This is a genomic window from Ruegeria sp. A3M17 (genome assembly GCF_003318255.1).
Lineage (GTDB): Bacteria > Pseudomonadota > Alphaproteobacteria > Rhodobacterales > Rhodobacteraceae > Ruegeria.
This window is the reverse complement of the sequence record NZ_QOCF01000008.1, coordinates 124,093-148,390: the sequence shown is the minus strand read 5'-3', so window position 1 is coordinate 148,390 and position 24,298 is coordinate 124,093. Positions and strand designations below refer to the sequence as shown.

Annotated in this window: 17 protein-coding genes; 15 read left to right on the top strand and 2 right to left on the bottom strand. The window is 55.3% G+C overall.

What is annotated here, in order from left to right:
* The first annotated feature begins 381 nt into the window (after positions 1-381).
* The 7 genes from DS906_RS22135 to DS906_RS05605 all read left to right on the top strand — a co-directional run bounded on the left by DS906_RS22135 (position 382) and on the right by DS906_RS05605 (position 6,144).
* Entirely contained in the window at positions 382-645 is a 264-nt protein-coding gene (locus DS906_RS22135; protein WP_158541288.1) for a hypothetical protein, read from the top strand.
* A gap of 363 nt (positions 646-1,008) precedes the next feature.
* Complete coding sequence (locus DS906_RS22440; RefSeq protein WP_233494693.1) at positions 1,009-1,149, top strand: hypothetical protein; 141 nt, start codon at positions 1,009-1,011, stop codon at positions 1,147-1,149.
* Positions 1,150-1,207: 58 nt separating this feature from the next.
* The gene (locus tag DS906_RS05625) at positions 1,208-2,317 is read left to right on the top strand and encodes a Hint domain-containing protein (RefSeq protein WP_233494692.1); all 1,110 of its coding nucleotides are present in this window, start codon (positions 1,208-1,210) and stop codon (positions 2,315-2,317) included.
* 526 nt (positions 2,318-2,843) lie between these two features.
* On the top strand, positions 2,844-3,284 hold the full coding sequence (locus DS906_RS05620) for a hypothetical protein (RefSeq protein WP_233494691.1): 441 nt from the start codon (positions 2,844-2,846) through the stop codon (positions 3,282-3,284).
* Positions 3,285-3,395: 111 nt separating this feature from the next.
* Positions 3,396-4,127, top strand: coding sequence for a metallophosphoesterase family protein (locus DS906_RS05615; RefSeq protein WP_233494690.1), 732 nt, complete (start codon positions 3,396-3,398; stop codon positions 4,125-4,127).
* 183 nt (positions 4,128-4,310) lie between these two features.
* Entirely contained in the window at positions 4,311-5,759 is a 1,449-nt protein-coding gene (locus DS906_RS05610) for a mannose-1-phosphate guanylyltransferase/mannose-6-phosphate isomerase (protein WP_113789234.1), read from the top strand.
* Between the two features lie 115 nt (positions 5,760-5,874).
* The gene (locus tag DS906_RS05605; RefSeq protein ID WP_113789232.1) at positions 5,875-6,144 is read left to right on the top strand and encodes a hypothetical protein; all 270 of its coding nucleotides are present in this window, start codon (positions 5,875-5,877) and stop codon (positions 6,142-6,144) included.
* Positions 6,145-6,326: 182 nt separating this feature from the next.
* Here the strand turns inward: DS906_RS05605 and DS906_RS05600 are convergent, their stop codons facing one another.
* Entirely contained in the window at positions 6,327-7,487 is a 1,161-nt protein-coding gene (locus tag DS906_RS05600) for a nucleotide sugar dehydrogenase (protein WP_113789251.1), read from the bottom strand.
* 236 nt (positions 7,488-7,723) lie between these two features.
* Between DS906_RS05600 and DS906_RS05595 the strand changes: the two genes are divergently transcribed.
* The 8 genes from DS906_RS05595 (at position 7,724) to DS906_RS05560 (ending at position 20,524) form a co-directional block, all read left to right on the top strand.
* Positions 7,724-8,731, top strand: coding sequence for an alpha/beta hydrolase (locus DS906_RS05595; protein WP_233494689.1), 1,008 nt, complete (start codon positions 7,724-7,726; stop codon positions 8,729-8,731).
* A gap of 132 nt (positions 8,732-8,863) precedes the next feature.
* Complete coding sequence (locus tag DS906_RS05590; protein ID WP_199528489.1) at positions 8,864-10,444, top strand: ABC transporter substrate-binding protein; 1,581 nt, start codon at positions 8,864-8,866, stop codon at positions 10,442-10,444.
* A gap of 126 nt (positions 10,445-10,570) precedes the next feature.
* Positions 10,571-12,136, top strand: a complete 1,566-nt coding sequence (locus DS906_RS05585; protein ID WP_113789230.1) for an ABC transporter substrate-binding protein — start codon at positions 10,571-10,573, stop codon at positions 12,134-12,136.
* Between the two features lie 173 nt (positions 12,137-12,309).
* Positions 12,310-13,287, top strand: coding sequence for an ABC transporter permease (locus DS906_RS05580; RefSeq protein WP_113789228.1), 978 nt, complete (start codon positions 12,310-12,312; stop codon positions 13,285-13,287).
* Entirely contained in the window at positions 13,284-14,234 is a 951-nt protein-coding gene (locus DS906_RS05575) for an ABC transporter permease (protein ID WP_113789227.1), read from the top strand. Before DS906_RS05580 ends, DS906_RS05575 begins: the two co-directional genes overlap by 4 nt.
* A gap of 4 nt (positions 14,235-14,238) precedes the next feature.
* Positions 14,239-15,948: an ABC transporter ATP-binding protein gene (locus tag DS906_RS05570; protein WP_113789226.1), complete on the top strand. Its 1,710-nt coding sequence runs from the start codon at positions 14,239-14,241 to the stop codon at positions 15,946-15,948.
* 132 nt (positions 15,949-16,080) lie between these two features.
* Positions 16,081-19,344, top strand: a complete 3,264-nt coding sequence (locus tag DS906_RS05565; protein WP_113789225.1) for an adenylate/guanylate cyclase domain-containing protein — start codon at positions 16,081-16,083, stop codon at positions 19,342-19,344.
* A gap of 16 nt (positions 19,345-19,360) precedes the next feature.
* A complete protein-coding gene (locus DS906_RS05560; protein WP_113789224.1) occupies positions 19,361-20,524 on the top strand; it encodes a hypothetical protein in 1,164 nt (387 codons plus the stop codon).
* Here DS906_RS05560 and DS906_RS05555 read toward each other — a convergent pair.
* The gene (locus DS906_RS05555) at positions 20,521-24,159 is read right to left on the bottom strand and encodes a flavoprotein (RefSeq protein WP_113789223.1); all 3,639 of its coding nucleotides are present in this window, start codon (positions 24,157-24,159) and stop codon (positions 20,521-20,523) included. The two genes, DS906_RS05560 and DS906_RS05555, sit on opposite strands and share 4 nt — an antisense overlap.
* Positions 24,160-24,298 lie beyond the last annotated feature (139 nt).

The following is a 24,298-nucleotide window of genomic DNA, read 5'->3' as shown; positions in this document are numbered from 1 at the left end:
CTTTGTTCGTTCCGGGATACCCTCCCCAGCGCAAGCAAACCCGCCAGTTCTCCAACCAATTAAATTGTATAGGCTTCTCCCTCGGGGATCAGCCTGATCTCGGACAGAAGGCCGCGAATGATGGAAGTCGCTTCAGCCTGAGGCGATTACATCAATACCGTCTAAGGTGATCTGTGGCACGAGGCGCACCACAGATCGTCAAATTTACGCCTATGTGGCAGCGTTATGTAAACGGTGTACGAACACGCCTTTGTCGGTCAAAGCACGCAAACCTTTCGCGCCCGCCAGAGCTGCCAGATCGGCCAACGGTTCGATTAGGATGACTAGCAGATACGCCACGCCAAAGCTTGTTACAGCCGTGAGGTTCTCGCTACCGACACCTTGACCGTAGATCGCCCAGAAAGCCAGGGGCGCGGTTATGCCACCGGCGAAGTTGGCGGCTCTACGGGACCGTGGCGTGGTGGCCTTCCCCAAGTCTACAACATCAAGGAAGACCCGGCGGAACAGTTTGAGCTTTGGGGCAACGAAGGATTTTCACATGCTTGGGTAATGACGCCGGTAACAGGCATACTGAACAACCTCGCGACGAGCATGGTGGAGTTTCCGAACATCAAACCCGGCGAGGAGTTTGAAGGCTACGAGTGAACGGCAACAAAGTCCGCGTTGCGGAAGTTTAGGCAAAGCCTCGCGAATGTTGGCTGCCGAAGCTTCAAACCCAACACTTTAACTGTGTTCGACAACGGTGGTTTCGCCCTCCCGCAACCAGCGTCAGATAATCCAAAAAACCACGGTCAGACTGCAAGTGATCCCACGGATCAATTGCTTAACATCCACACCTCGTCAGCCTCATAACCGCAACACCAAAGACACAAATCACAAAACCGTAATAATTACGACATATCAGGCAGTTAACTTCGCTCCATGCAAAGTACTTTGCGTTCAGCCACCACAACGGGAAGCACTGTAGTGGCATAAGGACGCAAAAAATACCCAGTGATGGGCGCCTGAATGACCCAGGCTTCAAGCCTCGAATCAAATCCGACCGAAACTGCAAACTCCGTCGCAAACGGTCATGAAAGCGACAGGGCAATAGAAATTCTAAAATACCTCTTCCTCAATGATGAGAAACAAGCCAATATCTTAATCTGATAAGTCGGCGTAAGCGGTTTAAAAATCGTTAACTTTTCGGAATAGGTGCGAAAGCAACATGGCAAACTTCAACATCTCTGGCGGCGGGTCCACCTCATTCACCGACACGTCCCCCGGTGGTGGTTTCGTTATCGATTTCGACTCACTCGACAACAGCTTCAGCTTGCAGATCAACGGTGTAGATTTGTTTGTCGGCGGACCCGCCGGTGCTCCGAACGAGCTGCAATTCCAATCGAATGAAACCTTTGGTCAAACTGTTCGCTTTGCTGACGGGGACAGGTACGAAATCGATACACCAGCTGTTTGGCAGCTTGGAAACACCAACAGTGAACCGGTTGTTCGTTTGGTCGTTGAGCCGGACGGAACAATCCAGCTCTTTGGCGTGAAAGCAGATAACGGCGCGCTAGTGCCGCTGGAATTGTTCAACGGAATGACAGTAAATTCCGCTGCAATAGCAGACGCTTGGAACGATACCGGATCGAACACCATTACCATCGACCAGTCCGTGACCGGCCCCACAAACGCAGACGGCGAGTTTGTGGACGTTTTGTGCTTTGCGGCCGGAACATTGATCGAGACACAGGAAGGGCCAGTTCCGATAGAGGATCTGCGGGGCGGCGATCAGGTTCTCACCCACGATCATGGATTCAAACCGGTTCGTTGGGTCGGATCGCGTAATCTGAGCCGGGCTGAGCTTGAAGCTCAGCCAAGGCTTCGACCTATCCTAATCCGAGCGAATGCGTTGGGTGATGGGTATCCAATGCAGGATTTGATTGTGTCGCAGCAGCACCGCATTTTGGTGTCGTCAGTTGTCGCCATGCGCATGTTTGAGTGTCAGGATGTTTTGATTCCAGCGAAAAAGCTGCTGCCTTTGGAAGGCATCGACTTTCTGCACGACACCGCGGGTAGCGTCGAGTATTTCCACATTCTGTTCGATCGGCATGAGCTCATTTGGTCCAACGGGGCGCTGACGGAAAGCTTGTTTACCGGCCCAGAAGCACTCAGGACTGTATCTCCAGAAGCCCGGCAAGAAATCAAAGACTTGTTTCCCGAATGTTGCGATCCGCAGTTCGAGGCGCTTTCTGCACGCTACATTCCCAAAAAGGGCAAGCATATGCGTAAGTTGGTGGAACGGCACCAGGTGAACAACAAACCTCTTTTTAGCTGATCATCTTTCTCAGACCCTTTTACTCCACTTTTGAGATTTAAGAACGCTGCCGAAGGATCGCTTGATGACCGCTTGGGCGGTGCAATTCAATTTCTTCCCATCCGGCCTTTGGACGCGATTGAAAATTTCTGCTAATATGTCCTCCAAGTGCAATGTGGGTTCGAGTTGCTGCGCCGCCGTTGCCGATACGAACGAAGTCCCTACTGCATTTGTGAATCAGAGCTGAACCACCGTTGTACGCCATTAGGATTGGCTTGCAGTCTGAACTGCTTCTAGCTGAACCAACTCTGGTGACAAAGCAACCAACAATCAGAAAAGTTTAAAAAACTATAACTAAACTTTTGATTTAAAAAATAATTTCGATTTTTCCCGCTCACAGGGAACGCACCACGCAGTTTTACCTCTGATCCGATCCGCAACTGGAATCGGAGGCTTCGAAATGCTGGATAAAAGGAATCTCTTTCGCCCTCAGCGAGCGCTGGCCAGAGCAAATTGCAAACCTACGCACCGCGGAATCAAAGCTATGATGGCGGCGCTGTTTGCAGGAGTGCTGACCTCGGCGACCTCTGTCCCTTCACCCATGTTTGCCGAAGGGTTGATGGTCGTTGGCAGCGACCGAGGTGGATATCTGCATGACCGTTTGATCGAGATCGAAAACCTGCAGAAAAACGGCATACTGGTCGAAATTCGGGGACGTGTCTGCTTTTCGACCTGCACGATGTTTCTGGGCCTTCCTGGAACCTGTGTGAACCCTGACACGACATTTGGATTCCATGGACCTTCGCGCGGTGGTCGGCGGCTTGCCCCAAAAGACTTTGACTATTTCAGTCAGGTCATGGCCGCGTATTATCCAGAACCGCTCAGGACGTGGTTCATGGAAAAAGGGCGTAGCCGCATCAACGGCGTTTTCAGGATAAAAGGCACCGAGATCATCAGAATGGGAATTCCTGCCTGCCGGACCGCCTGAATGAAGCTTGCTTAGACCAGCGTGCAAATGTTAGACGCCTTGGGTCTTGACCACCGGCCCTTTAATTCAATGATAGCTGGTCGCAGTAGCCACTCAGGAGGCCCCCTTAACGTGCTGTCATCGCTGATTCAACGTTTCGGGCGACGCGCGGTCTTTCCTGCTCCGATGCCGGACACGCCGACCTGTGTCATTGGTGATGTGCATGGTTGCATAAGGCAGTTGCAGAATCTGTTACCTAAGATTCCAAGGGATCATCGGGTCATCCTTGTCGGAGACTATGTCGATCGCGGCGAAAACAGTGCTGACGTTCTGCGTCTGATCCAAAACCGCCCGGATTTCATCTGCCTGAAGGGAAACCACGAAGACATGATGTTGAATTTCCTGCGTGACCCTGAGGAATATGGTCCGCGGTGGCTGCGTTATGGTGGTCTGCAGACATTGGCCTCATTTGGTGTGCGGAACGTGCGCGCCGAGATGACCGCTGCTGAGCTGGTCGCCTGCCGAGACAATCTGTTGGTGGAAATGGGACCTGAGCTGGTCCGATGGATCACAGAACTAAGGGCCTTTGACTATTCCGGCAATGTCCTTGTGGCGCATGCTGGTGCAAATCCAAATACGTCCCCCGATCAGCAATCCGAAAAAAACCTAATGTGGGGCCATCCAGAATTTCGAACTACCGACAGGCGAGACGGTGTTTGGGTTGTTTATGGTCACACAATTGTCGACCAAGCCGCAGCGCGGCGCGGACGGATTGCCGTCGATACCGGCGCCTTTGCCACCGGCGTACTGAGTGCAGTCTGCCTAGACGGTGGAGAGCCTACATTCATCAGTGCCCGCCCTTAGCGCCATTCCAGCTGAAACAGGGTCGAAAACACTCAAAATTTTCGATGGCACACAGCTTCGGACCCTCACCCAGGCTCGTGGCACAGGACATCCTTTTTTTCGGCTAAGCCAAGCCAAGCCTTGTCAGGTCTTGACGGTTTCAATAGGAAAATTAGGAACCGCGTCAATTAATTGAGCATTTTTATGTTGATCTGTCCTGTCCTTCTTTGTGGAGGCTCTGGTACGCGCCTCTGGCCTTTGTCCCGAAAGAGCTACCCCAAGCAATTCGTTCCATTGGTCGGTGAAGAGACCCTGTTTCAGGCATCTGCTCGCCGGTTGTCGGGGGCAAACGCGGAATTGGAGTTTGAACCGCCGGTGGTTCTGACCAACTCGGACTTTCGGTTCATCGTCGCGGAACAGCTGCAGGCTGTCGGAATTGATCCTGGCACGATCATGATCGAGCCAGAGGGCCGCAACACAGCGCCAGCGGTTTTGGCAGCGGCGCTGCATGCTTATTCCAAGGATGAGGCTGCTGTACTGTTGGTTGCTCCTTCCGATCATGTGGTTCCGGATGCGGCTGAATTTCAGGCCGCCGTTGCCCGGGGTCTGGAGGCGGTTGCGCAAGGCAAACTTGTGACGTTTGGCATCACCCCGACACATGCGGAAACGGCGTACGGATATCTTGAACTTGCCGCTGATTCAGACGGTGACGGAGCGCCTGTTCCCTTGAAGAAATTCGTCGAAAAGCCGGATCTGGCCCGTGCGACCGAAATGCTGGAGGCCGGAAATTACAAATGGAACGCGGGGATTTTTCTGTTCCGGGCGGCGGACATCATCGCAGCATTCCAGGCGCATGCCCCTGATATGATCGAGCCGGTCAAGGCGGCAGTGGAAAAAGCAAAGCAGGATCTGGGTTTTCTACGTCTCGACCCTGAAAGCTGGGCGCAAGCCGAAGACATTTCGGTCGACTATGCCGTGATGGAAAAGGCAACGAACTTGTCGGTTGTGCCCTTTGGTGCCGCATGGTCGGATTTGGGCGGTTGGGACGCCGTGTGGCGCGAAAGCGGCCCCGACGCGCAAGGCGTGGTGACCAATGGGGGGGCAACGGCGATTGATTGCCATAACACCCTTTTGCGGTCGGATAGCGAACAGTTGGAAATCGTGGGTATCGGGCTGGACAATATAATCGCCGTGGCGATGAATGATGCGGTTTTGGTTGCCGACGCATCGCGGGCGCAAGACGTCAAAAAGGCGGTGAGCGCGCTTAAGGAAAAAAACGCGCCCCAGGCGACGGAATTCCCAAAGGATCACCGCCCATGGGGGTGGTTCGAAAGCCTGGTGGTCGGAGAGCGTTTTCAGGTGAAGCGTATCTATGTTCACCCCGGCGCATCGCTAAGCCTGCAAAGCCATTTCCACCGTTCCGAACACTGGATTGTTGTCGAGGGAACGGCCCGCGTGACAATCGATGATCGTGAGCAATTGGTGACCGAGAACCAATCTGTCTACATCCCTCTTGGGGCAATGCACCGGATGGAAAACCCGGGAACGGTCCCGATGGTTCTGATCGAGGTGCAAACCGGCACGTATCTGGGAGAGGATGATATCGTGCGCTACGAAGACAAATACGCGCGCGGACAGGGGGCCAAGGGCTGAACCAGGCCTGAGGTTTCAGTGTGACGTTGATTGATAATTGCGCGGCGGGCTTTCGGATCGTTAAACTGAAATACCTAACGTTCCGCTGACTGACACAGACAGCGAGAAATGCACAATGACGACCAATCCATTCAGCAACCGAGCCTCCAGCCTGTCCGGCCCTGCGCGCGATATTGTTCCCGTTGTCGCTTCAGACAACTCCGACCTGGCCGATGTGGCTATCGGTCTTTACGTCGAAACCGGTGGTAGGGTTGTTCTAACGACAGTACAGGGTGAAACCCGTACAGTTCAGGTGTCGGACTTTTCGATCTTGCCGGTGGGGACAACGCGTGTACATGCAACCGGTACGACAGCATCCGGCATCCATGCGATGGTATTGGCCTAAACGAAGCCCAACATTTTCAGTAGCAATGTAAGCTACCCCCGATGTTTTGGCTGAGCGCCGTTGTGGTTGGGATTACACCACTACCGAATTGCATCCTCAACCAGCTCGATCCGCTGGGCTTGGTCGCAACTAACACAGGTCAATCAGGCCGTGGCCTAAAGCGTAGAGCAGGTGAAACCCGTTTAGTCCGCACCAAATAAGTCCCGGGTGAACACCTTGCTCGCGACATCTTCAAGTTCGGGGCTGTGCCGGTTGGCAACGATCAAGTCGGCTTCGGACTTAAAGGTTTCGAGATCGGGTACGACACGAGATCGGAAAAACTCGTCTTCCTCCAAGGTCGGTTCATAAACAATGACCTCCACGCCTTTGGCTTTCAGCCGCTTCATGATGCCTTGAATGGAAGACTGACGGAAATTGTCGCTGCCGACTTTCATGACCAGCCGATGGATACCAACGACGCGTGGGCCTTTCATCAGGATTTGATCGGACAAAAAGTCCTTCCGCGTCCGGTTCGCGTCCACGATGGCACGAATAAGGTTTTGCGGAACATGGCTGTAATTGGCCAAAAGCTGTTTGGTGTCTTTTGGCAGGCAATAGCCCCCATACCCGAAGGACGGATTGTTGTAGTGGCTACCAATGCGCGGATCCAGTGAGACGCCTTCGATGATCTGGCGGGTGTTCATGCCACCGGCCATAGCATAGCTGTCGAGCTCGTTGAAAAAGGCCACCCGCATGGCGAGGTAGGTGTTGGAAAACAGCTTGATCGCCTCGGCTTCATCCGGGTCGGTAAAAAGGACGTCCACATCTTTGGTCACGGCACCTTCAAGCAAAAGCTCGGCAAATACGCGCGCCCGATCCGATCGTTCGCCGACGATCACGCGGGATGGGTGGAGGTTGTCGTAAAGCGCGCGCCCTTCACGCAGGAACTCCGGTGAGAATATGAAGTTGTCGCTGCCCAGATCGGAACGCAGCGACTGAATATACCCCACCGGAATCGTCGATTTGATGATGACGGTGGCCCTGGGGTTGATCGCATTCACCTGCTTGGCGACGGCTTCGACACTGGAGGTGTCGAAGTAGTTGGTTTTGGCGTCATAATTCGTCGGGGTTGCCACGATGACGAATTCGGCATCTTCGAAGGCCGGTTCCGTAGTTGCCCTGAGCGAAAGCGTTCGGTTGGAAAGAAAGTCTTCAAGCTCGGCATCAAGGATGGGGCACTGGCCGGAATTGACCAATTCAACCCGTTCTTTTGAAATGTCGATTGCCGTGACATCGTGATTTTGTGCCAATAGCACCGCATTGGACAATCCCACATATCCGAGACCTACAACCGCAATCTTCATTTCTTTGCCCTCATACTCGCAAACCGGTGTGTACTTCACCTGCTTTATTGCTTGCCGATTGTAAATGCGCATGTGTGCCTAATCCTAGATACCACCTTGAGCTTTGCCAATCGGCCGATGTGAACTCTTTTTTGAATAAACACGACTTGGGAAGCCTACGGGGTTCCGGGTTTTCCGTGTCACCAAAGCGGTTGACTTGTTAGGCTGATTCCATCCTGAACAAGAGGGGGGTTTTTATGCTTTTTATCACGAACAGATTCCCGACCCAGAGTATTCGCACCCGCAAAGGACGCCGTTTTACCTTTGATCTGGACAACAATGCGCCTTCAAATTCGGTGTTTTATTGTGAAAAGAGTGAAGATGAACATCACACCGAAATAACCAGCAAAGAGCTGCTGCGGCGGGTGCGTGACAACAATTGTCGTCAGATCCTGCTGTATCTTCACGGGTTCAATAACCTGCCCGACGACGTGTTCGAAACAACGGCTGAGCTTCAGCGTCTGTGCGATCAGGCCAAACCTGAAGAGGTGATGGCATTGCCCCTGATCTGGCCCAGCGACGCCAAGCAGGGGATCGTTCAGAAATACTGGGATGACCAGAAATCCGCAGACCAGAGCGGCTTTTCCTTTGCGCGGGTGTTGGAGCGTTTCCTGGAATGGCGCAACAGTGAGGATAACGAGCCCGAATCCGCCCCCTGCCTGAAACGGATCAACCTTCTGGCGCATTCGATGGGCAATCGGGTTTTGCGCCAGACGTTGATGGAATGGGATCGGTATGATCTGGCGTCGGGCGTGCCGCTGTTGTTCCGCAACACATTCATGGTCGCCGCAGATGTCGTCAATGAAACCGTGCATGAACATGAGCCCGGTGTGCTGGTGAGCCATGCGTCGCGGAACGTGGTTGTCTATTTCGCATCCGACGATTTGGCGCTGCGGGCCAGCAAGGCAGCAAACCTCAGGAACAAAGTGGCGTCTCGCCGTTTGGGTCATACGGGCCAGAGAATATCGATCGAACGCCGCATAACATATTTCAGGTCGACTGTGACGATATCAATACGACCTATGACGCCCCCACCGGCCACAAGTATTTTGGCCCGTTTTCGCCGGGTGGTGAGGCTGGTCTGGTGTTCCGGCATATATTTCAATGCGTCCAATCTGGGCGCGTTTTCCCGGATGATCCGCATCAGCGCTCGGTCATTTTGCGCTGAATCAAGGGTTCGCGATATGTCGGTTTTTCAAATTTGATCGGAAATCCAAATAGTTCACAATCTGGTGTTGCAACCTTCAGTATGATCTGGATGATCAGCACTACCAAGACCGACAAAACCGGTCTGCCGTTCCACGGAACGGTACTAACGAAAAAACGGGGAGATTATAATGATCCTGAAGAACCTGATGATCGCTGCTAGTGCGACCGCATTGATGGCCGCAGGCGCATCGGCTGAAACGCTGCGATGGGCACGTGCGGGTGATGCGCTGACGCTGGATCCGCACTCGCAAAACGAAGGCCCGTCACACACAATACGGCACCAGATGTACGAGCCGCTGATCATTCGCGACGTGACCGGAGCATTCGAGCCTGCGCTGGCGACCGAGTGGGGTCCCAAGGCCGATGACCCGAATGTTTGGGTATTCAAGCTGCGCGAAGGCGTGAAGTTCCATGACGGCGCAGATTTCAACGCCGAAGATGTGGTGTTCAGCTTTGAACGCGCCAAGCAACCTAATTCGGACATGAAAGAGCTGATCGGCTCGATCACCGAAGTGCGCGCGGTTGACGATTACACAGTCGAGATCGTCACAGATGGTCCGAACCCGATCCTGCCGTCGAACCTGACCAACCTGTTCATTCTGGACAAGGGCTGGGCTGAGGCGAATAACACTGTCAATGTGCAGGATTTCGAAGGCGGTGAGATCACCTATGCCACCACCAATGCCAACGGCACGGGACCTTATGTTCTTCAAAGCCGCGAGCCCGACGTCAAGACGGTTATGGTGCGCAACGACAACTATTGGGGCATCGACCAGTTCCCAATGGAAGTGACCGAGATTGTCTATACCCCCATCCAGAATGCTGCGACCCGTGTTGCGGCAATGTTGTCGGGTGAGGTGAACTTCCTGCAGGATATGCCGGTGCAAGACATTGACCGCGTCAATGGTGCCGATGGCCTGATGGTCAAGCAAGCCCCACAGAACCGTGTGATCTTCTTTGGCATGAACCAAGGTGCGGATGATCTCGAAGCAGACAACGTAGATGGCAAGAACCCCTTGGCCGATGTGCGGGTGCGTCAGGCGATGTCGATGGCGATCAACCGTGATGCGATCAAGCAGGTCGTGATGCGCGGCCAGTCGCAGCCTGCGGGCATGATCGCACCGCCTTTCGTGAACGGTTGGACCGAAGCGATGGACGGCGAATCCACCACTAATCTTGAAAAAGCCAAGGAACTGATGGCAGAGGCAGGTTATGCCGATGGCTTCTCGCTCCGGTTGGACTGCCCGAATGATCGATACATCAACGATGAAGGGATCTGTCAGGCGGCCGTTGGGATGCTGGGCCAGATCGGCGTGACCGTGAATCTGGACGCAAAGCCCAAGGCGCAGCACTTCCCGCTGATCACCGATGGCAAGACAGATTTCTACATGCTGGGTTGGGGTGTTCCGACATATGACTCGGAATACATCTTCAACTTTCTTGTCCACGGTCGCGAAGACGACATCGGAACATGGAACGGAACCGGCTATCAGGACGACGCGCTGGACACGAAGATCAAGTCGCTCGCTTCGAACACCGACCTGGACGCCCGGAATGCCGACATCGCCGACATCTGGCGTGTCGTGCAGGATGAGGCACTTTACATCCCCATTCATCACCAGGTTCTGAACTGGGGTATGGCTGACGGTGTCGGCATCGAAGTGGATGCCGAAGACCAGCCCAAGGTCAAATACTTCACCATTAAATAAGTCAAAACCTTTGACGATCAGACAGGGCGCGATTTTCGCGCCCTGTTTTTTGTTGCGATCTGAGATTTCCTTGCGCATGCGGCAAAAACCAAGAAAACTCGACCACAGAAACAGGGAGACATAACAATGATCCTCAGGAACAGCGCCATTGGCATTGCAATGCTGGCTGCCACCAGTGTTCAAGCTGCAGATTTCAAATGGGCCTCCACCACGGACCCGCAAACCATGGACCCGCACGCGGTCAATTCGGCTCCGGTTCTGGGATTTCTCAATAACGTCTACGAAGGGCTAGTCCGGCGCGACAAGGACATGAGCGTTCAGCCTGCCCTGGCTGTCAGCTGGGAGCCGATTGGCGAAGGCGACGGCTGGCGCTTCAAGCTGCGCGAGGGCGTGACCTTCCACGACGGCAGTACCTTTGATGCGCAGGACGTTCTGTTCAGCTATCAGCGCGCCTCGGGCGAGGCCGCGGATACCCGCAGTTGGTTTGCGCCGGTCAGTGAGGTGATCGTGGTCGACGATTATACTGTCGATGTCATGACGACCGCTCCGAACCCATTGTTCCCGTCTTCGATTGCCAACTGGATGATCATGGATCAGGGCTGGACCGAAGCCAATGATGCCATCGTGCCGGACAAAGAAACTGGAAATTATGCGACGATCAATGCAAATGGCACAGGGGCCTTCAAAGTCACCGAGCGTGAGCCGGGCCTGAAAACCGTACTGGTACCCCACGAGGGTTGGTGGGGTGACGTCGAACACAACATCACCCGCGCCGAGTTTAACCCGATCCAGAACCCCGCAACCGCCGTTGCGGCACTGTTGTCGGGCGATGTGGATATGATCAACCCGGTGCCAATCCAGGACGTCGCGCGCCTGCAAGAAGACAGTGATGTCGAGGTCATCAAGGGGATCGAGGCCCGCGTGATCATGTTGGGCTTTGATCACGAGGCTGAGACGCTGAAATATACCGACGATGAAGGTAAACCGAACCCGTTCCGCGACCCGCGCGTCCGCAAGGCGGTGGCGCAGGCGGTGAATGTCGATGCCATTCTGGCAACCATCATGCGCGGCAATGCCGAAGCGGCCTCGCAATTGGTGAGCCCGGCCATGAGCGGCTATTCTGCGGCCCATGCCGAACGTCCCGCATTTGACGTTGAGGGTGCCAAGGCTCTGCTGGCCGAGGCAGGCTACGCCGATGGGTTCTCATTCGGACTGAAATGCCCCAATGACCGCTATTTGAACGACGAAGCTGTCTGTCAGGCCGTGGTCAGCATGCTGGCCCAGATCGGGATCACGGCTGATCTGGAAGCGATGCCTGTGCGCAATTACTGGCCCGAGCTGCGTGAAGATAACTATGACATGTACCTGCTGGGTTGGAGCCCGGGCACGTTTGACGCTGAGCATCCCGTTCGGTTCCTTGTCGCGACTCCGAACGAAGAGAAAAAGCTGGGCAGCTGGAATTTCGGCGGCTTTTCGAACGCACGCGTGGATGAGTTGCTGCCTGCCATCCAAGCCGAGCTGGATGAGACTAAGCGTCAGGCCATGCTGGACGAAGTGGCTAAGATCATTCAGGACGAACAGGTCTATGTGCCCATGTATGTGCAGCCACTGGTCTGGGGAACACGCAGCAATGTCGAGCTGACGCAGCGCCCCGATAACTTCTTTTTGCTGCGCTGGGTGACCGTAAACTGAGGACGTTTTAGCGTTGGATTGGCGAGGGTCGGTTCGGCACCGCCAATCCGCATCATACCCTGCTTAAATCCGATGACGCAGGAAATAAGGATCGTTCAGATACCATCCCGTTAGCGATACCTTGACCATTTAGCCGACCCGTGCATAGAGAAGCGGATCAATGGGGAAAGTGAATGTTCGCATATATCGTCCGAAGGATGCTCCAATCCGTGATCGTACTGCTGGTCGTGGGTCTGGTCGCATTTTCTATGTTCCGGTTTGTCGGCGATCCGATCGACAACATGCTGGGTCAGGAGCGTACGCAAGCTGATATCGACCGGCTGCGGGCTGAACTGGGGCTGGATCAGCCGTTTCCGGTTCAGTACTATAAGTTCCTTAAAAATGCCGTTCAAGGCAATTTCGGTGTGTCTTATCGTCAGGGACGTCCTGTCTCGACCATCATAGCCGAGCGCGCGCCGGCTACACTGGAACTGGCTTTTGTTTCCGGCTTTCTGGCAATCACCATGGGGATTGCGCTGGGCGTGTTCACAGCCATCCGACGACAAGGAATTGCTGCGAATCTCATCATGACCGTTTCCCTGATAGGGGTGTCCCTACCCACCTTCCTGATCGGGATCTTACTTATCTATATTTTCTCGGTTGAATTAGACCTCTTACCCAGCTTTGGGAGGGGCGAGACCGTTATGATTGGCAACTGGTCCACCGGTTTCTTGACGGCCTCTGGCCTCAAGGCGTTGATCCTGCCCGCGATTACGCTGGGCCTGTATCAGATGACCCTGATCATGCGTCTGGTCCGATCGGAAATGCTTGAGGTGTTGCGCGCCGATTATGTCCGGTTTGCACGCGCTCGCGGTTTGTCGGACCGGGTGATCAACTTCCGCCACGCGCTGAAGAACACTATGGTTCCCGTGATCACAATCACCGGTCTGCAGCTGGGCTCGATCATCGCCTTTGCCATCATCACCGAGACTGTGTTCCAGTGGCCAGGTGTTGGCCTGCTGTTCATCAACGCGATCCAGTTTGTCGATATCCCTGTCATGGCCGCTTATTTGATGCTGATTTCGGTCATGTTCGTTTCGATCAACCTGATCGTCGATCTTCTTTATTATGCCATTGACCCGCGCCTGCGTGTCGACGCGAGGGCCACATGACCGATACCATCGAAACCCCGACCGCCCCCACCAAATCGCGATTTGCCAAGTTCTGGGACAGCGATTTTGCGTGGTCCTTCCGGCATTCTCCGGTTGCCTTGATGGCCTCACTGGTGGTGCTGATCCTTTTGCTGGCCGCCGTTTTTGCCCCGGTCATCGCACCTTATAATCCGTTCGATCCGGCATCGCTGAACCTGATGAACGGCTTTACGCCGCCGGGCACGCCCAATGCCTTTACGCAGGAAACCTTCTTTTTGGGGACCGACGATCAGGGACGCGACGTATTCTCGACCATTCTATATGGCATGCGCATCTCATTGTTTGTCGGCGTGTCAGCTGTGATGCTGGCGCTGATCATAGGTGTCATCCTTGGGCTGGTTGCAGCGTATTTTGGCGGTTGGGTCGAGACGCTCATCATGCGGATTGCCGATGTGCAGCTGACCTTCCCGGCCATTCTGGTTGCGATGCTCATCTTTGGTATCGCCAAGGGCGTCACGCCTCCCGAATACCGCAACGAAATGGCGATTTATGTTCTGATCATCGCAATTGCCCTGTCTGATTGGGTGCAATTTGCGCGGGTCGTACGCGGCGCTGCGCTGGTGGAAAAGAACAAGGAATACGTACAGGCCGCCCGTCTGATCGGGCGCGGGCCAATTCCGATCATGTTCCGCCATATACTGCCCAATGTCCTCAGCCCGGTTCTGGTGATCGCCACGATCTCGCTGGCGCTGGCAATTATCGCCGAGGCAACGCTCAGCTTTCTGGGTGTCGGTGCACCGCCGACCCAACCGTCGCTGGGAACACTGATCCGTATTGGACAGGGCTTCCTGTTCTCGGGTGAGTGGTGGATTCTTTTTTTCCCGGCCTGCACCCTTCTGGCGCTGGCCTTGTCTGTGAACCTGCTGGGCGACTGGCTGCGCGACGCGCTGAACCCCAAGCTGCGGTGATTACATGAGCCTTCTGACGATCAACGACCTGACGGTCGAATTCCCGACGCGCCGCCAACTGTTTACCGCCGTGGACCACGTGGACCTGTCCGTTGAACCCGGCGAGATCCACGGTCTGGTGGGCGAATCCGGTGCGGGCAAATCCACAATCGGAGCGGCCATCATGGGTCTGCTGGACCGGCCCGGCCGGATTGCCAGCGGCACCATCAAGCTGAGCGGTGACCAGATCAGCGGCCTGGATGCCGACGCAATGCGCGGCCTGCGCGGCAAGAAGATTTCGATGATCTTCCAGGATCCTCTGACCTCGCTCAACCCGTTGTTTACCGTGCGCGAACAACTGACCGAGACGATCCAGGCCCATCTGGGCGGAACCGACGCCGAGGTGAACCAGCGCGCCCGTGATTTGATCGACCGGGTGGGCATTCCTGATCCGGACACGCGGCTGGACCAGTATCCCCACCAGTTCTCGGGCGGGATGCGGCAGCGTGTGGTCATCGCTCTGGCGCTTTGCACCGAGCCGGACGTGATTATCGCGGATGAGCCGACGACGGCGCTGGACGTGTCCGTTCAGGCGCAGATTCTTGATCTGATCAAAGAGCTGGCGCTGGAACGCCAGGTTGGTGTTATCCTGATCACCCACGATATGGGCGTGATCGCGGATACCACGGACAAGGTGACGGTCATGTATGCGGGCAAGGTGGTGGAAACCGGCCCGACGTCTCAGGTCATGGGTCAGCCCAGCCACGAATACACCAAGTCGCTTATTGCCGCTGTTCCGCGCCCCACGTTGAAGCTGCACCGCTTCCCGCAAATCAGCTATGGCGGGCGTGAAACCCGGTTCGCGATCGAAGACATGGCGCGCCATTGGCCCAAGGTGGACAACGACACCAGCAAGCCGGTGTTCGAGATTCGCAACCTGACCAAGAAGTTCCTGCAGCGCAAAGGCTTGCTGCCGTGGGACCGCACCTATTTCACCGCCGTTGATGACGTGAGTTTCGATATTCGTGCGGGCGAGGTGTTCGGGGTTGTTGGTGAGTCTGGCTCAGGAAAATCCACCATCGCGCGGATGATCGCGGGGTTGTACCCGGTTGATGGCGGTACGATCACCTTTGACGGCCAAGTGGTTAGTGATCTGACCAACAGGGCCGCGCTGGATGCCTATCGCAAAAACATCCAGATGATCTTTCAGGACCCGTATTCGTCGCTGAACCCCCGGATGCGGGTAGACGACATCGTGGCCGAGCCGATCCGCCATCACAAGCTGATGGAAGGGTCCGATGTAAAACGCCGCGTGGACGAATTGCTGGATCAGGTGGGGCTGGGGCATGAGGCCGGGATGAAGTACCCGCACGAATTCTCGGGCGGTCAGAGGCAGCGGATCTCGATTGCCCGTGCGCTGGCGACGCAACCGCGGTTCTTGATCTGTGATGAACCGACCAGTGCTTTGGACGTGTCGATTCAGGCGCAGATCCTGAATATCCTGAAAGACCTGCAGGAACATCTGGGTCTGACGCTGCTGTTTATCAGCCACGACCTGCCGGTGGTGCGCCAGATGTGCGACCGGGTGGCGGTTATGAAGCAGGGCAAGGTCGTCGAACTTCAAGAGACCAACGAACTCTTCGCCAATCCGCAGACCGAATATGCAGGTGAGCTGTTGCGGCTGATGCCCAAACTGGACGATCTGTCGACGGACGGATTGGAGGCAGAGACTTAATTCCAATGACCCAATTGCCCGCCACACGGGCAATTGGGTGTGCATATACATTAAAATATTCAAACTTTGCAGACTCATCCGGGTTTGTTGTGGTACGCCTGTCTTTGGAGTTGGGGACTTCAGAGGGGCGAAATGTCTCAGGACCTTAGGGACTGGCTAAGCGCGCTTGGGCTATCTGACTACGCGCAAGCCTTTTTGGATAACAAAATTGATTTTGGAATTTTGCCTGATCTGACGGGCGAAGACCTGATCGAAATCGGAGTCACTGCTGTCGGCGATCGTCGGCGACTTTTGCGCGCGATAGCCGAGCTTGAGACGTTCGAAACCACCCAACCTTTTCAACCTGAGGAATCGCTGGAGCCTGCGAAGCGGCAGGTGACGGTCATGTTCGCGGATCTGACCGGATTTACCCGGTTGACCAGCGAACTGGATGCCGAAGACATGCACGCGCTGCTCAATGCGTTTTTCACCAGAGTGGACAAGGTCGTCGAAAAATACGGTGGCCGGATCGACAAGCATATTGGCGATGCGGTCATGGCCGTGTTCGGTGCGCCGATCTCGCATACGAACGATACCGAACGGGCGGCGCGGGCCGCGCTGGAAATTCACACGGTTCTGCCCGGCCTGAACCCTCCGTTAACCTGCCATATCGGGATTGCATCAGGGCAGGTCATTGCCAGTACGACAGGCAGTCAGGCCCATACGGAATACACCGTCACCGGCGATGGTGTGAACCTGGCCTCGCGCATTACCGACATGGCGGCGCCGGGGGAAACATTGGTTTCTCATGACATTCAACGTGCGTTAGGGCCGCTTTTCGTTGGTGAGTCTATGGGCGAAAAGGCGATCAAAGGCCTTGGTGATCCGGTTGAGCTGTGGCGGCTGGACCGGATGGCGCGCAACATCCGGTCGCGCCGGCATCGCTTTGTGGGCCGCGAACGAGAGCTGTCCTTGTTTTCGGCAACGTTCGATCGATGTCAGCGGCACGGCAAGGGTGAGGTCCATATCGTACTGGGCGAGCCCGGTATCGGAAAAACCCACCTATCCGAACAGGTGGCGGAGCTGGCCGATAGCCTGTCTTATTCCATCCACAATGGCGTGGTCATGGATTTCGGTGCGCGTGAGGGGCATTCAGCCATCCAATCCGTGACACGCAGTATTCTGGGGCTGGAGCCGACGGATGATACGGAAACCTGTGCATCTGTCGCGAAGGACGCAATTAGCAAGGGTTGGGTGACAGCGGCGAATGCCGCGCACCTGAATGCCCTGCTAGAGCTTGAACAAGACCCCGGTCTGGCCGAGGTCTATGCGGTGATGGACAATGCAACCCGTCTGCGGGGGCGGCGTCAGGTCATCGACGACCTGATTTCGGCCCGCAGCCAGGAAACGCCTTTGTTGATCCATATCGAGGATATCCACTGGGCTGCACCCGAGATCCTGACCGCTTGCGCCCATATCGCGGCGATGACGCGAAATCTGCCCTGCGTACTGCTGATGACCAGCCGTGTGGAAGGCGATCCGATTGACCGCGAATGGCAACTTGCGACGGATGGTGCCCTGATTTCCAAGCTGGAACTGGCGCCGATGGGGGACGAACAGGCCCGACAACTGGTCGAAGAGTTCACCGGGATCGACCCGGAACTGTTAGATGCCTGCGTAAAACGCGCCGGGGGTAATCCGCTGTTTCTTGAGCAGTTATTGCGCAATATCGATGTGCTGAAACAGGAGTCTGTTCCCGGCAGCATTCAGGGCATTGTTCAGTCCCGTCTGGATTCGCTGGACCGGACTAGCCGGACGTCGATTCAGGCGGCATCCGTGCTGGGGCAGAGGTTCTCGCCCGAAGTTTTGAACTTTGTTCTGGGTGAAGGGCATCTGGATACCTCGACCCTTATCCGCTCGGCTCTGATCCGCGAGGCTGAGGCCGATCTGATGTTCGCCCACGCGCTGATCCGCGACGGGTCCTATGCAACTTTGGTGAAATCCGAACGCGCGCGCCTGCATCGTCAGGCCGCGAGTTGGTTCGAAGACCGAGACGCCACATTGCGGGCGCAGCATCTGGATCGTGCGGGCGCGACCCATGCGGCCCAGGCTTATCTGGAAGCCGCAGACAAGCTGATACAGGTCTTTCAGTTCGACGATGCCAGCCCGTTGATCGAACGGGCGCTGGAACTGCCAGCACCCGCAGGGGTTCGCTTTGATCTGTTCTGCGCCCGGGGTGAGACGCACCGGTTGCAGGGTCTGTCCAATGATGCCCTGCGCGAATTCAAAGAGGCCGCAGAACTGGCCGAAACGGATGAACAAATCTGCCGGGCGCAAATCGGCTTGGCGCAGGCCGCGCGGCAGGCCAGCCTGTATCAGGAAGCACTGGAAAGTTTGGACATTGCCGAGGCGGCTGCGGAACGCTGCGGGTCTGACCGCGACATTGCCCAAATCAACTATGTGCGCGGAAATGTATACTTCCCGCTAGGGCAGGTGACAAAGGCGCTTGAGAGTAATGAAAAGGCTCTAACACTGGCCAGAAAGCTTGAATCCGCACGACTTGAAGTTGGCGCGCTCAGCGGATTTGGCGACGCCAATTTCATGAATGCCACGATGCAGACCGCAACGGGATTCTACACGCAGGCGGTCGAACGGGCGCGGGAAAAGGGTTTGGTCCGTGATTTGGCCGCAAACCTGCACAATCTGAGCGTCGCGCGCAGTTATACCGGCGAAGTAGCGCAAGGAAAGCTGGATGCGCAGGAAGCCATCGACGTGTCACAGAAGTATTTCGCCTTTGTTCCGGAATGCGTGGCACAGACCTGTTTGGGTGTCGCGCACACCTTTTTAGGGGAAATAGATCAGGCGTCGGACGTCTTTACCTTGTCTGCCGAGATCGCAAACCGCGTTGGCGCGAAACGCCTTGAGGCGCAGGCGCTGGAACACCTTGCCCGCACGCAGGTCTATGCCGGGCAACTGGAACAGGCGCGCGAAACCGGTCGCCGCGCGGTCGACATTGCCCTTGAACACGGTCGGAATTTTGTCGGACCAAAAGCGCTGTCAGCTTTGGCCATGGCCGAAGAGGACCCAACTGCGCAGGATGATAACCTCAAGCTTGGCGAGAAGATCATCGCCGAAGGCTGTGTTGGCCATAGCCACTTGCATTTCTATACGGACGCCGCGGCCGTCATGCTGGCGCGAAAGCAGTGGGACGAAGCCACGCGGTACGCAGATGCCTTGGCCGCTTTCACAGCGGATGAGCCTTTGCCGATGGTTGATCTGTCGATCCTGCAGGCTCGAACACTGGCTGAATGTGGGGGTTGGGGCATTCCTTTGACGGCACATGAAGGGTTCGATGATTTGAAGGCGCGGTTTCAGAACCTGGGCATCAAACAATCGCTGGTCGGGCCGCTGGACTAATCGGGTGAGGGGCTGAATGAGCATAGAAAAGAAAGTCTGGCTGATCTCGGGTTTTGTTACGCTGGGTCTGGCCCTAGTTCTGTTCAAACTCTGGATTGAACTGAACCATTTCGACGAGGATCCGACGCAACTGCCAGATCAGGCGTCGGTCGACGCTTATTTACAAGACCTTCCCAATTTACCAGGCTATCAGGTCAAAACTGGCATATTTATAAAATCCTTCAGTTTTACCGGTGCCAGTGATGTGCATGTCAGCGGCTATATTTGGCAGCATTATGAGGACGGTGTGCATGACGCCATCAAACCAGCCGAAGGCGAAGTGGGGTTCATCCTGCCGGAAGCTGCCGAGGCAGCGAGTGGCCTGATTGAAGAGGCCTACAGGATAGATCAGGGCGGGTCCGAGTTGATCGGCTGGTATTTTGAACAGACCTTGCGCCAGGCCTTTGACTATACCAGCTATCCTTTCGACCACAAAACCGTCTGGGTCCGTTTCTGGCCGGGTGAGTTTGACGTGAATGTGGCTCTAATCCCTGACTTTTCCGCATATCCCGCCACAGGGCCGGGCGATATCTTTGGCATCGACAACCGGATTGTCATGGGAACGTGGGAGCGTGAAAACACCTATTTCGACTACCGCCTGTCCGATCTGGATACGACCCTGGGCATCGGCAAGAACGAATATCAGACCAACCTGCCGGAGCTGCACTATAACTTCGTCATCAAACGGAACTTTGCGAACGCCTTTATCGTTCACATGATCCCGCTGATTGTTGTGACGATGCTGCTGTTCGGGGCCGTAATGACGGTCACGCGACGCCCCAATCTGGTGGAACGGCACGATTTCAGCACGTCCAGTGTTATCGGCACCTGCTCAGTCCTGTTTTTCGTGATCCTGCTGGCGCATGTACAATTGCGCGAAGGGTTTGCCGGGTCGCCCGTGATCTACATGGAATCGTTCTTTTTCCTGATGTATTTCCTGCTGCTGGCAGTGTCGGTAAACACTTATTTCTTTGCAGCCGAGGCCGTGCCGTCCTTGTGGTTCATCCACTATAAAGACAATCTTATTCCCAAGGCCTGCTTCTGGCCCTTTGTCCTTTTGTGCATGGTGGCCATCACGGCCTATAACCTCAGCCTCAAGGACAGCCCTAAGGATGAGGTCGGGATACTGGTTCAAAACTAGGCGGGTGGCTGCCACCCGGGTTTTAATGTGCCTGTGGCCATGTCCAACGTGTATTCCCCGACAACCCCGGCTGTGCCCGTCTCCAACTGATCCAGATACTTGGTGGGCTGCGCGATCACATAGGCATATGCTGGTTTCATTACGCCCTCGATCAGCACATTGATCCTCTTGCGGACGTAGACGTTCTCGGGTGATCCGGGACCGTGAAAACCTTCAAGCTTGTCGAGCTGTTTCATACCGGACGAAGTCACCCGATACACCTCTCCACGTATTGGATTGCCACGGCCTTTCTGGTCGACCAGCGTGGCCATCCGATGCAGGTAACCACAGTTCGGATTGTCGCAATGCGGCTCATGCGGCACGATCAGGGGCATTCGCTGTCGGGTCACGGCCTTGCCAACGAAATCGTCCAGCACATCGGCGTGGGCTTCGTGGTTCGGGAAGCCTTTCTTCAACGAGCCATAGGTGAAGTAGAGATAGGTGCGCTCACGGTCATCTACGACATCGTCTTCGCTCTCTTCCTCGATCTTTGCAAGCGTGTGGCTGTTGGCCCAGCCATCCAGCATGGCCAGCACTTCATTCGAGATTTTGGCTTCATTGACGTCCTCGGCGTTTTTGGGGCTTTGCAGGAAGTGAATGCACGAACTTGCGTCAATGCCATCTGCAGCCAACAGAGTTTTGACCATATCAACCGAGTTGTTCATCACCGCCACGTGTAGGCTGGTAAACCCATGGTCGTTGGCTGCATTCACGTTGATGCCGCGCCGTATCAGCTCTTGCGCGGCCTCAATGTCAGGTTTGCCCAAGCCTTTTCCGTTTTCATGCAACTCACCTTCGCCGCCAGCCGCGTAATGCAACAGCGTATCGCCATTGTGCTCATCCACGATGTCGATCCCGGCCATCCCGTTTTCAATCGCGTCGAAAACACGGTGCCATTGCGCGAACTCATCCGAAGCTGCGGCCTCTTGCGCCCATTTGCAGATGTTGTGCTCCTGATCGGCTAATTCCTCGAACGCCTCGTCCAGAACTTCCATGATCTGGTCCGGGGTGGCCATCATACCGATCCCCATCATGCCGTTCGACAATCGCCCTTTGCGGGGACCGACCAGATCGACACCCAGATCGCGCAGCTTTTCGACATTCCTTTGGGTTGTGACGTTGTTCCACATGTTGGTGTTACACGCCGGGCAAAGGATCGCCGGTTTGTTCCGGTATTGCCAGGCGACAAAGACCGAGGTCAGAAGGTTGTCGGCAATCCCATTGGCGATCTTGCCCATTGTATTGCAGGTCACGGGCGCCACGATCACGCAATCGGCCCAATCACACAACGCAAGATGCGAGGCGCGCAGCGGCATGCCAAACTTGGTGTAGCGGAAGTTCCATTCGTCGTCGTCGCGGTAATAGTCGTTGTGAGAGATATAATCCTCGACCTTCTCGGGCTCATATCCCCTTTCAATCTCGACATCCGCTTCAATCTCGATGTCGCGAAAGAACCTTTCAGCGGACACTGAAGGGATCAGTTTCACATTGTGGCCGGCATCGGTGATTTTCTTCACCAGTTGCGGCACCTTGTCCGCCGCCGATGATCCGCAAGCACACAGCAACACGTTGCGCTTTTCGCTGGGGGCATCGGTCAGCCCGCCCTTGGGATACCCAAAGATGTTCTTGTCCAGGCTGGGGGATTCATGACGCAGCAGAACCGGCAACCCGGCCTCTTCCACGTCCTTCTGAAATTCACCTTTCAGGATACTGTCCACGATGTCGTTTCGCCGGCCCAGGCAAACGCCATTGAAAAACAGATACGGAACGGTTTCCTTGCCGGTTCGGGCGATCAGTTGCCGGCGCATTTTCATAACATTTGCACCGTGCCCTTCGACATCAATCAGCTTGATGTCGGTGATGCCGATATTGGCCAGGATACTGCGCAGCATGTAGGACCAGGGATCTTCATCCGCATAAAAAAGAACAAGCGGGTTGTTTTTGACGATCTGGTCTACGTCGCTGGGGTCTTCGGGTGGGTCCTGTTTTTCGATCACGAGCAAGGCCGGGTCCTTGAGGTCCCGAAGGCCGCGGAACAAATGCCCGCGCGGTGCCTGCCATACCTGTGAGGTCGCGGGGCTCATGTCCACAACCGTCACCATATCGGTGGCCTCCTTATAAGCGATACACAGGCACCAGAACTCCTCCAACAGGGCCGTTTCACGGAACGCATTCTTTGGGGGACGAATGACCTCTGACCCCAGTACCTTATTGAAATCGATATTGATCATCAGATGACGTCGATCTTTGTGTTCGTTCAGGCCTAGCAATTGGTAGCGGAACCAGTCTTCGGGTGCTTTGAGGCTTTTGTCCGAACGATTGGCATAGCTGCGGAAAGAGCTGCCCAGATGCACGTCCGATTCCTGACTGAGGTACCGTTGCGCCATCGCGTGCATTTCCCGGGCTGTTGACACACGGCTAAGCGCTTCGGCCAGATCGGTTTGCGTTGCCCTCAGCAGTTTATCCTCGTCAACCTGTTCATCGCCAAGGATGGCCAGGCTTTCGGCAAGAACGCCCATCGAGTTCATGTTCGGGCTGGCCCGCCTGAACAGGTTGCGCCGCATTTTGGGGTCCTTGGCCAGGTATTCTGTACTGTCGACATAATTGCAGTCCTGCTTCAGAGTTTGCAGGTATGTTTTGACAGCGTCTAGCGCCGAAAACCGCAGCATCCCCCGTGATCGCATCGACGTTCCGTCGCGGTCCGTCATCCCGGCCCACAGCCGATCAATGGTTGTCACCCAAAGCTTGCCGTACTTTTCCGGGTGAACGTCCATCATGTGAACAAGGCCGGTGCTGGGGTTACACTTTGCGATAATGGCGAAATGGCCGCCCGGCATGTTTTCCTTGCCATGTGCGACACCGACTTGAAAGTTCGCCACAAGGATATCGTTTTTTCCACCCAGTCGATTGGATTCGTCTATTGCCTCAAGCAACAGATCCACGGATGTCGTGGCCTCATCCATGAAATAGGCCTGCACCTGAATGACATCGCGCAGGTCCTGGGTATGGATGAATGTGCAGGCGACATCGAAAAGTTCGCCCAGCGATATTCCGTCGTTTACGACAAACGAGGTCGGCAAGCCGCATTCGCGAAAGATGTCGTTGACTTCATAGCTGAATCCAAGCGCCGACATGCTAAGGGCTGCCGCGGTCACGCTGCAGCAATTGATCGGCTGTTGATAGTTCTTCAGATGCACACTGACCAGATCGCCAAATAGCGTATCTTCACAGGCATCTTTGATTTTTTTCGGGATTGCCTTCCATTGGTGTTTGGGCAGATAGGCCAATCGGGTGCCCGGAGTGGCCAGCGCCTGAAGACTAACGGGAATGTCCTCGATTTCGAGATGTTCTTCGTAAAAATAGTCCCCGGTGTCTGCGGTCGCCAGAACCGCTTTGTCCTGCCGGAGCTGAACCATGCCGCCAAGGACGACAAACATACCCTCAGAGGGCAGGACCATCTCTTCGGATACTTCGTAGAACTCGAATTTCGAATAAATGACTGATGGATCCTTGGATGGCAGGACCTCATCTATCAATTTCAGATCGTCTTGGGATGGATTGAATGATTGTGAGCTTTCAATTGGATCTTTAGGCACGTCTTGTCCCCCCTGAACTTCGCCGTGAAAATTGTCAAAGACCCAACGCAGAAGCTTGTTTTTGGGTCAGGTACCCATCGGTCATACGGAAAAAAAAACCGGCCTGACGTAATTTCCCGCGCTGGGCGGACCGATTGAA

Bases quoted from the DNA above. Each gene is read 5' to 3' on its own strand.
- DS906_RS05580 (WP_113789228.1), top strand. From the start codon at position 12,310: ATGTTCGCATATATCGTCCGAAGGATGCTCCAATCCGTGATCGTACTG.
- DS906_RS05600 (WP_113789251.1), bottom strand. From the start codon at position 7,487: ATGAAGATTGCGGTTGTAGGTCTCGGATATGTGGGATTGTCCAATGCG.
- DS906_RS05585 (WP_113789230.1), top strand. From the start codon at position 10,571: ATGATCCTCAGGAACAGCGCCATTGGCATTGCAATGCTGGCTGCCACC.
- DS906_RS05610 (WP_113789234.1), top strand. From the start codon at position 4,311: ATGTTGATCTGTCCTGTCCTTCTTTGTGGAGGCTCTGGTACGCGCCTC.
- DS906_RS22440 (WP_233494693.1), top strand. From the start codon at position 1,009: ATGACCCAGGCTTCAAGCCTCGAATCAAATCCGACCGAAACTGCAAAC.
- DS906_RS05575 (WP_113789227.1), top strand. From the start codon at position 13,284: ATGACCGATACCATCGAAACCCCGACCGCCCCCACCAAATCGCGATTT.
- DS906_RS05590 (WP_199528489.1), top strand. From the start codon at position 8,864: ATGATCCTGAAGAACCTGATGATCGCTGCTAGTGCGACCGCATTGATG.
- DS906_RS05570 (WP_113789226.1), top strand. From the start codon at position 14,239: ATGAGCCTTCTGACGATCAACGACCTGACGGTCGAATTCCCGACGCGC.
- DS906_RS05605 (WP_113789232.1), top strand. From the start codon at position 5,875: ATGACGACCAATCCATTCAGCAACCGAGCCTCCAGCCTGTCCGGCCCT.
- DS906_RS05565 (WP_113789225.1), top strand. From the start codon at position 16,081: ATGTCTCAGGACCTTAGGGACTGGCTAAGCGCGCTTGGGCTATCTGAC.
- DS906_RS05625 (WP_233494692.1), top strand. From the start codon at position 1,208: ATGGCAAACTTCAACATCTCTGGCGGCGGGTCCACCTCATTCACCGAC.
- DS906_RS05620 (WP_233494691.1), top strand. From the start codon at position 2,844: ATGGCGGCGCTGTTTGCAGGAGTGCTGACCTCGGCGACCTCTGTCCCT.
- DS906_RS05560 (WP_113789224.1), top strand. From the start codon at position 19,361: ATGAGCATAGAAAAGAAAGTCTGGCTGATCTCGGGTTTTGTTACGCTG.
- DS906_RS05595 (WP_233494689.1), top strand. From the start codon at position 7,724: ATGCTTTTTATCACGAACAGATTCCCGACCCAGAGTATTCGCACCCGC.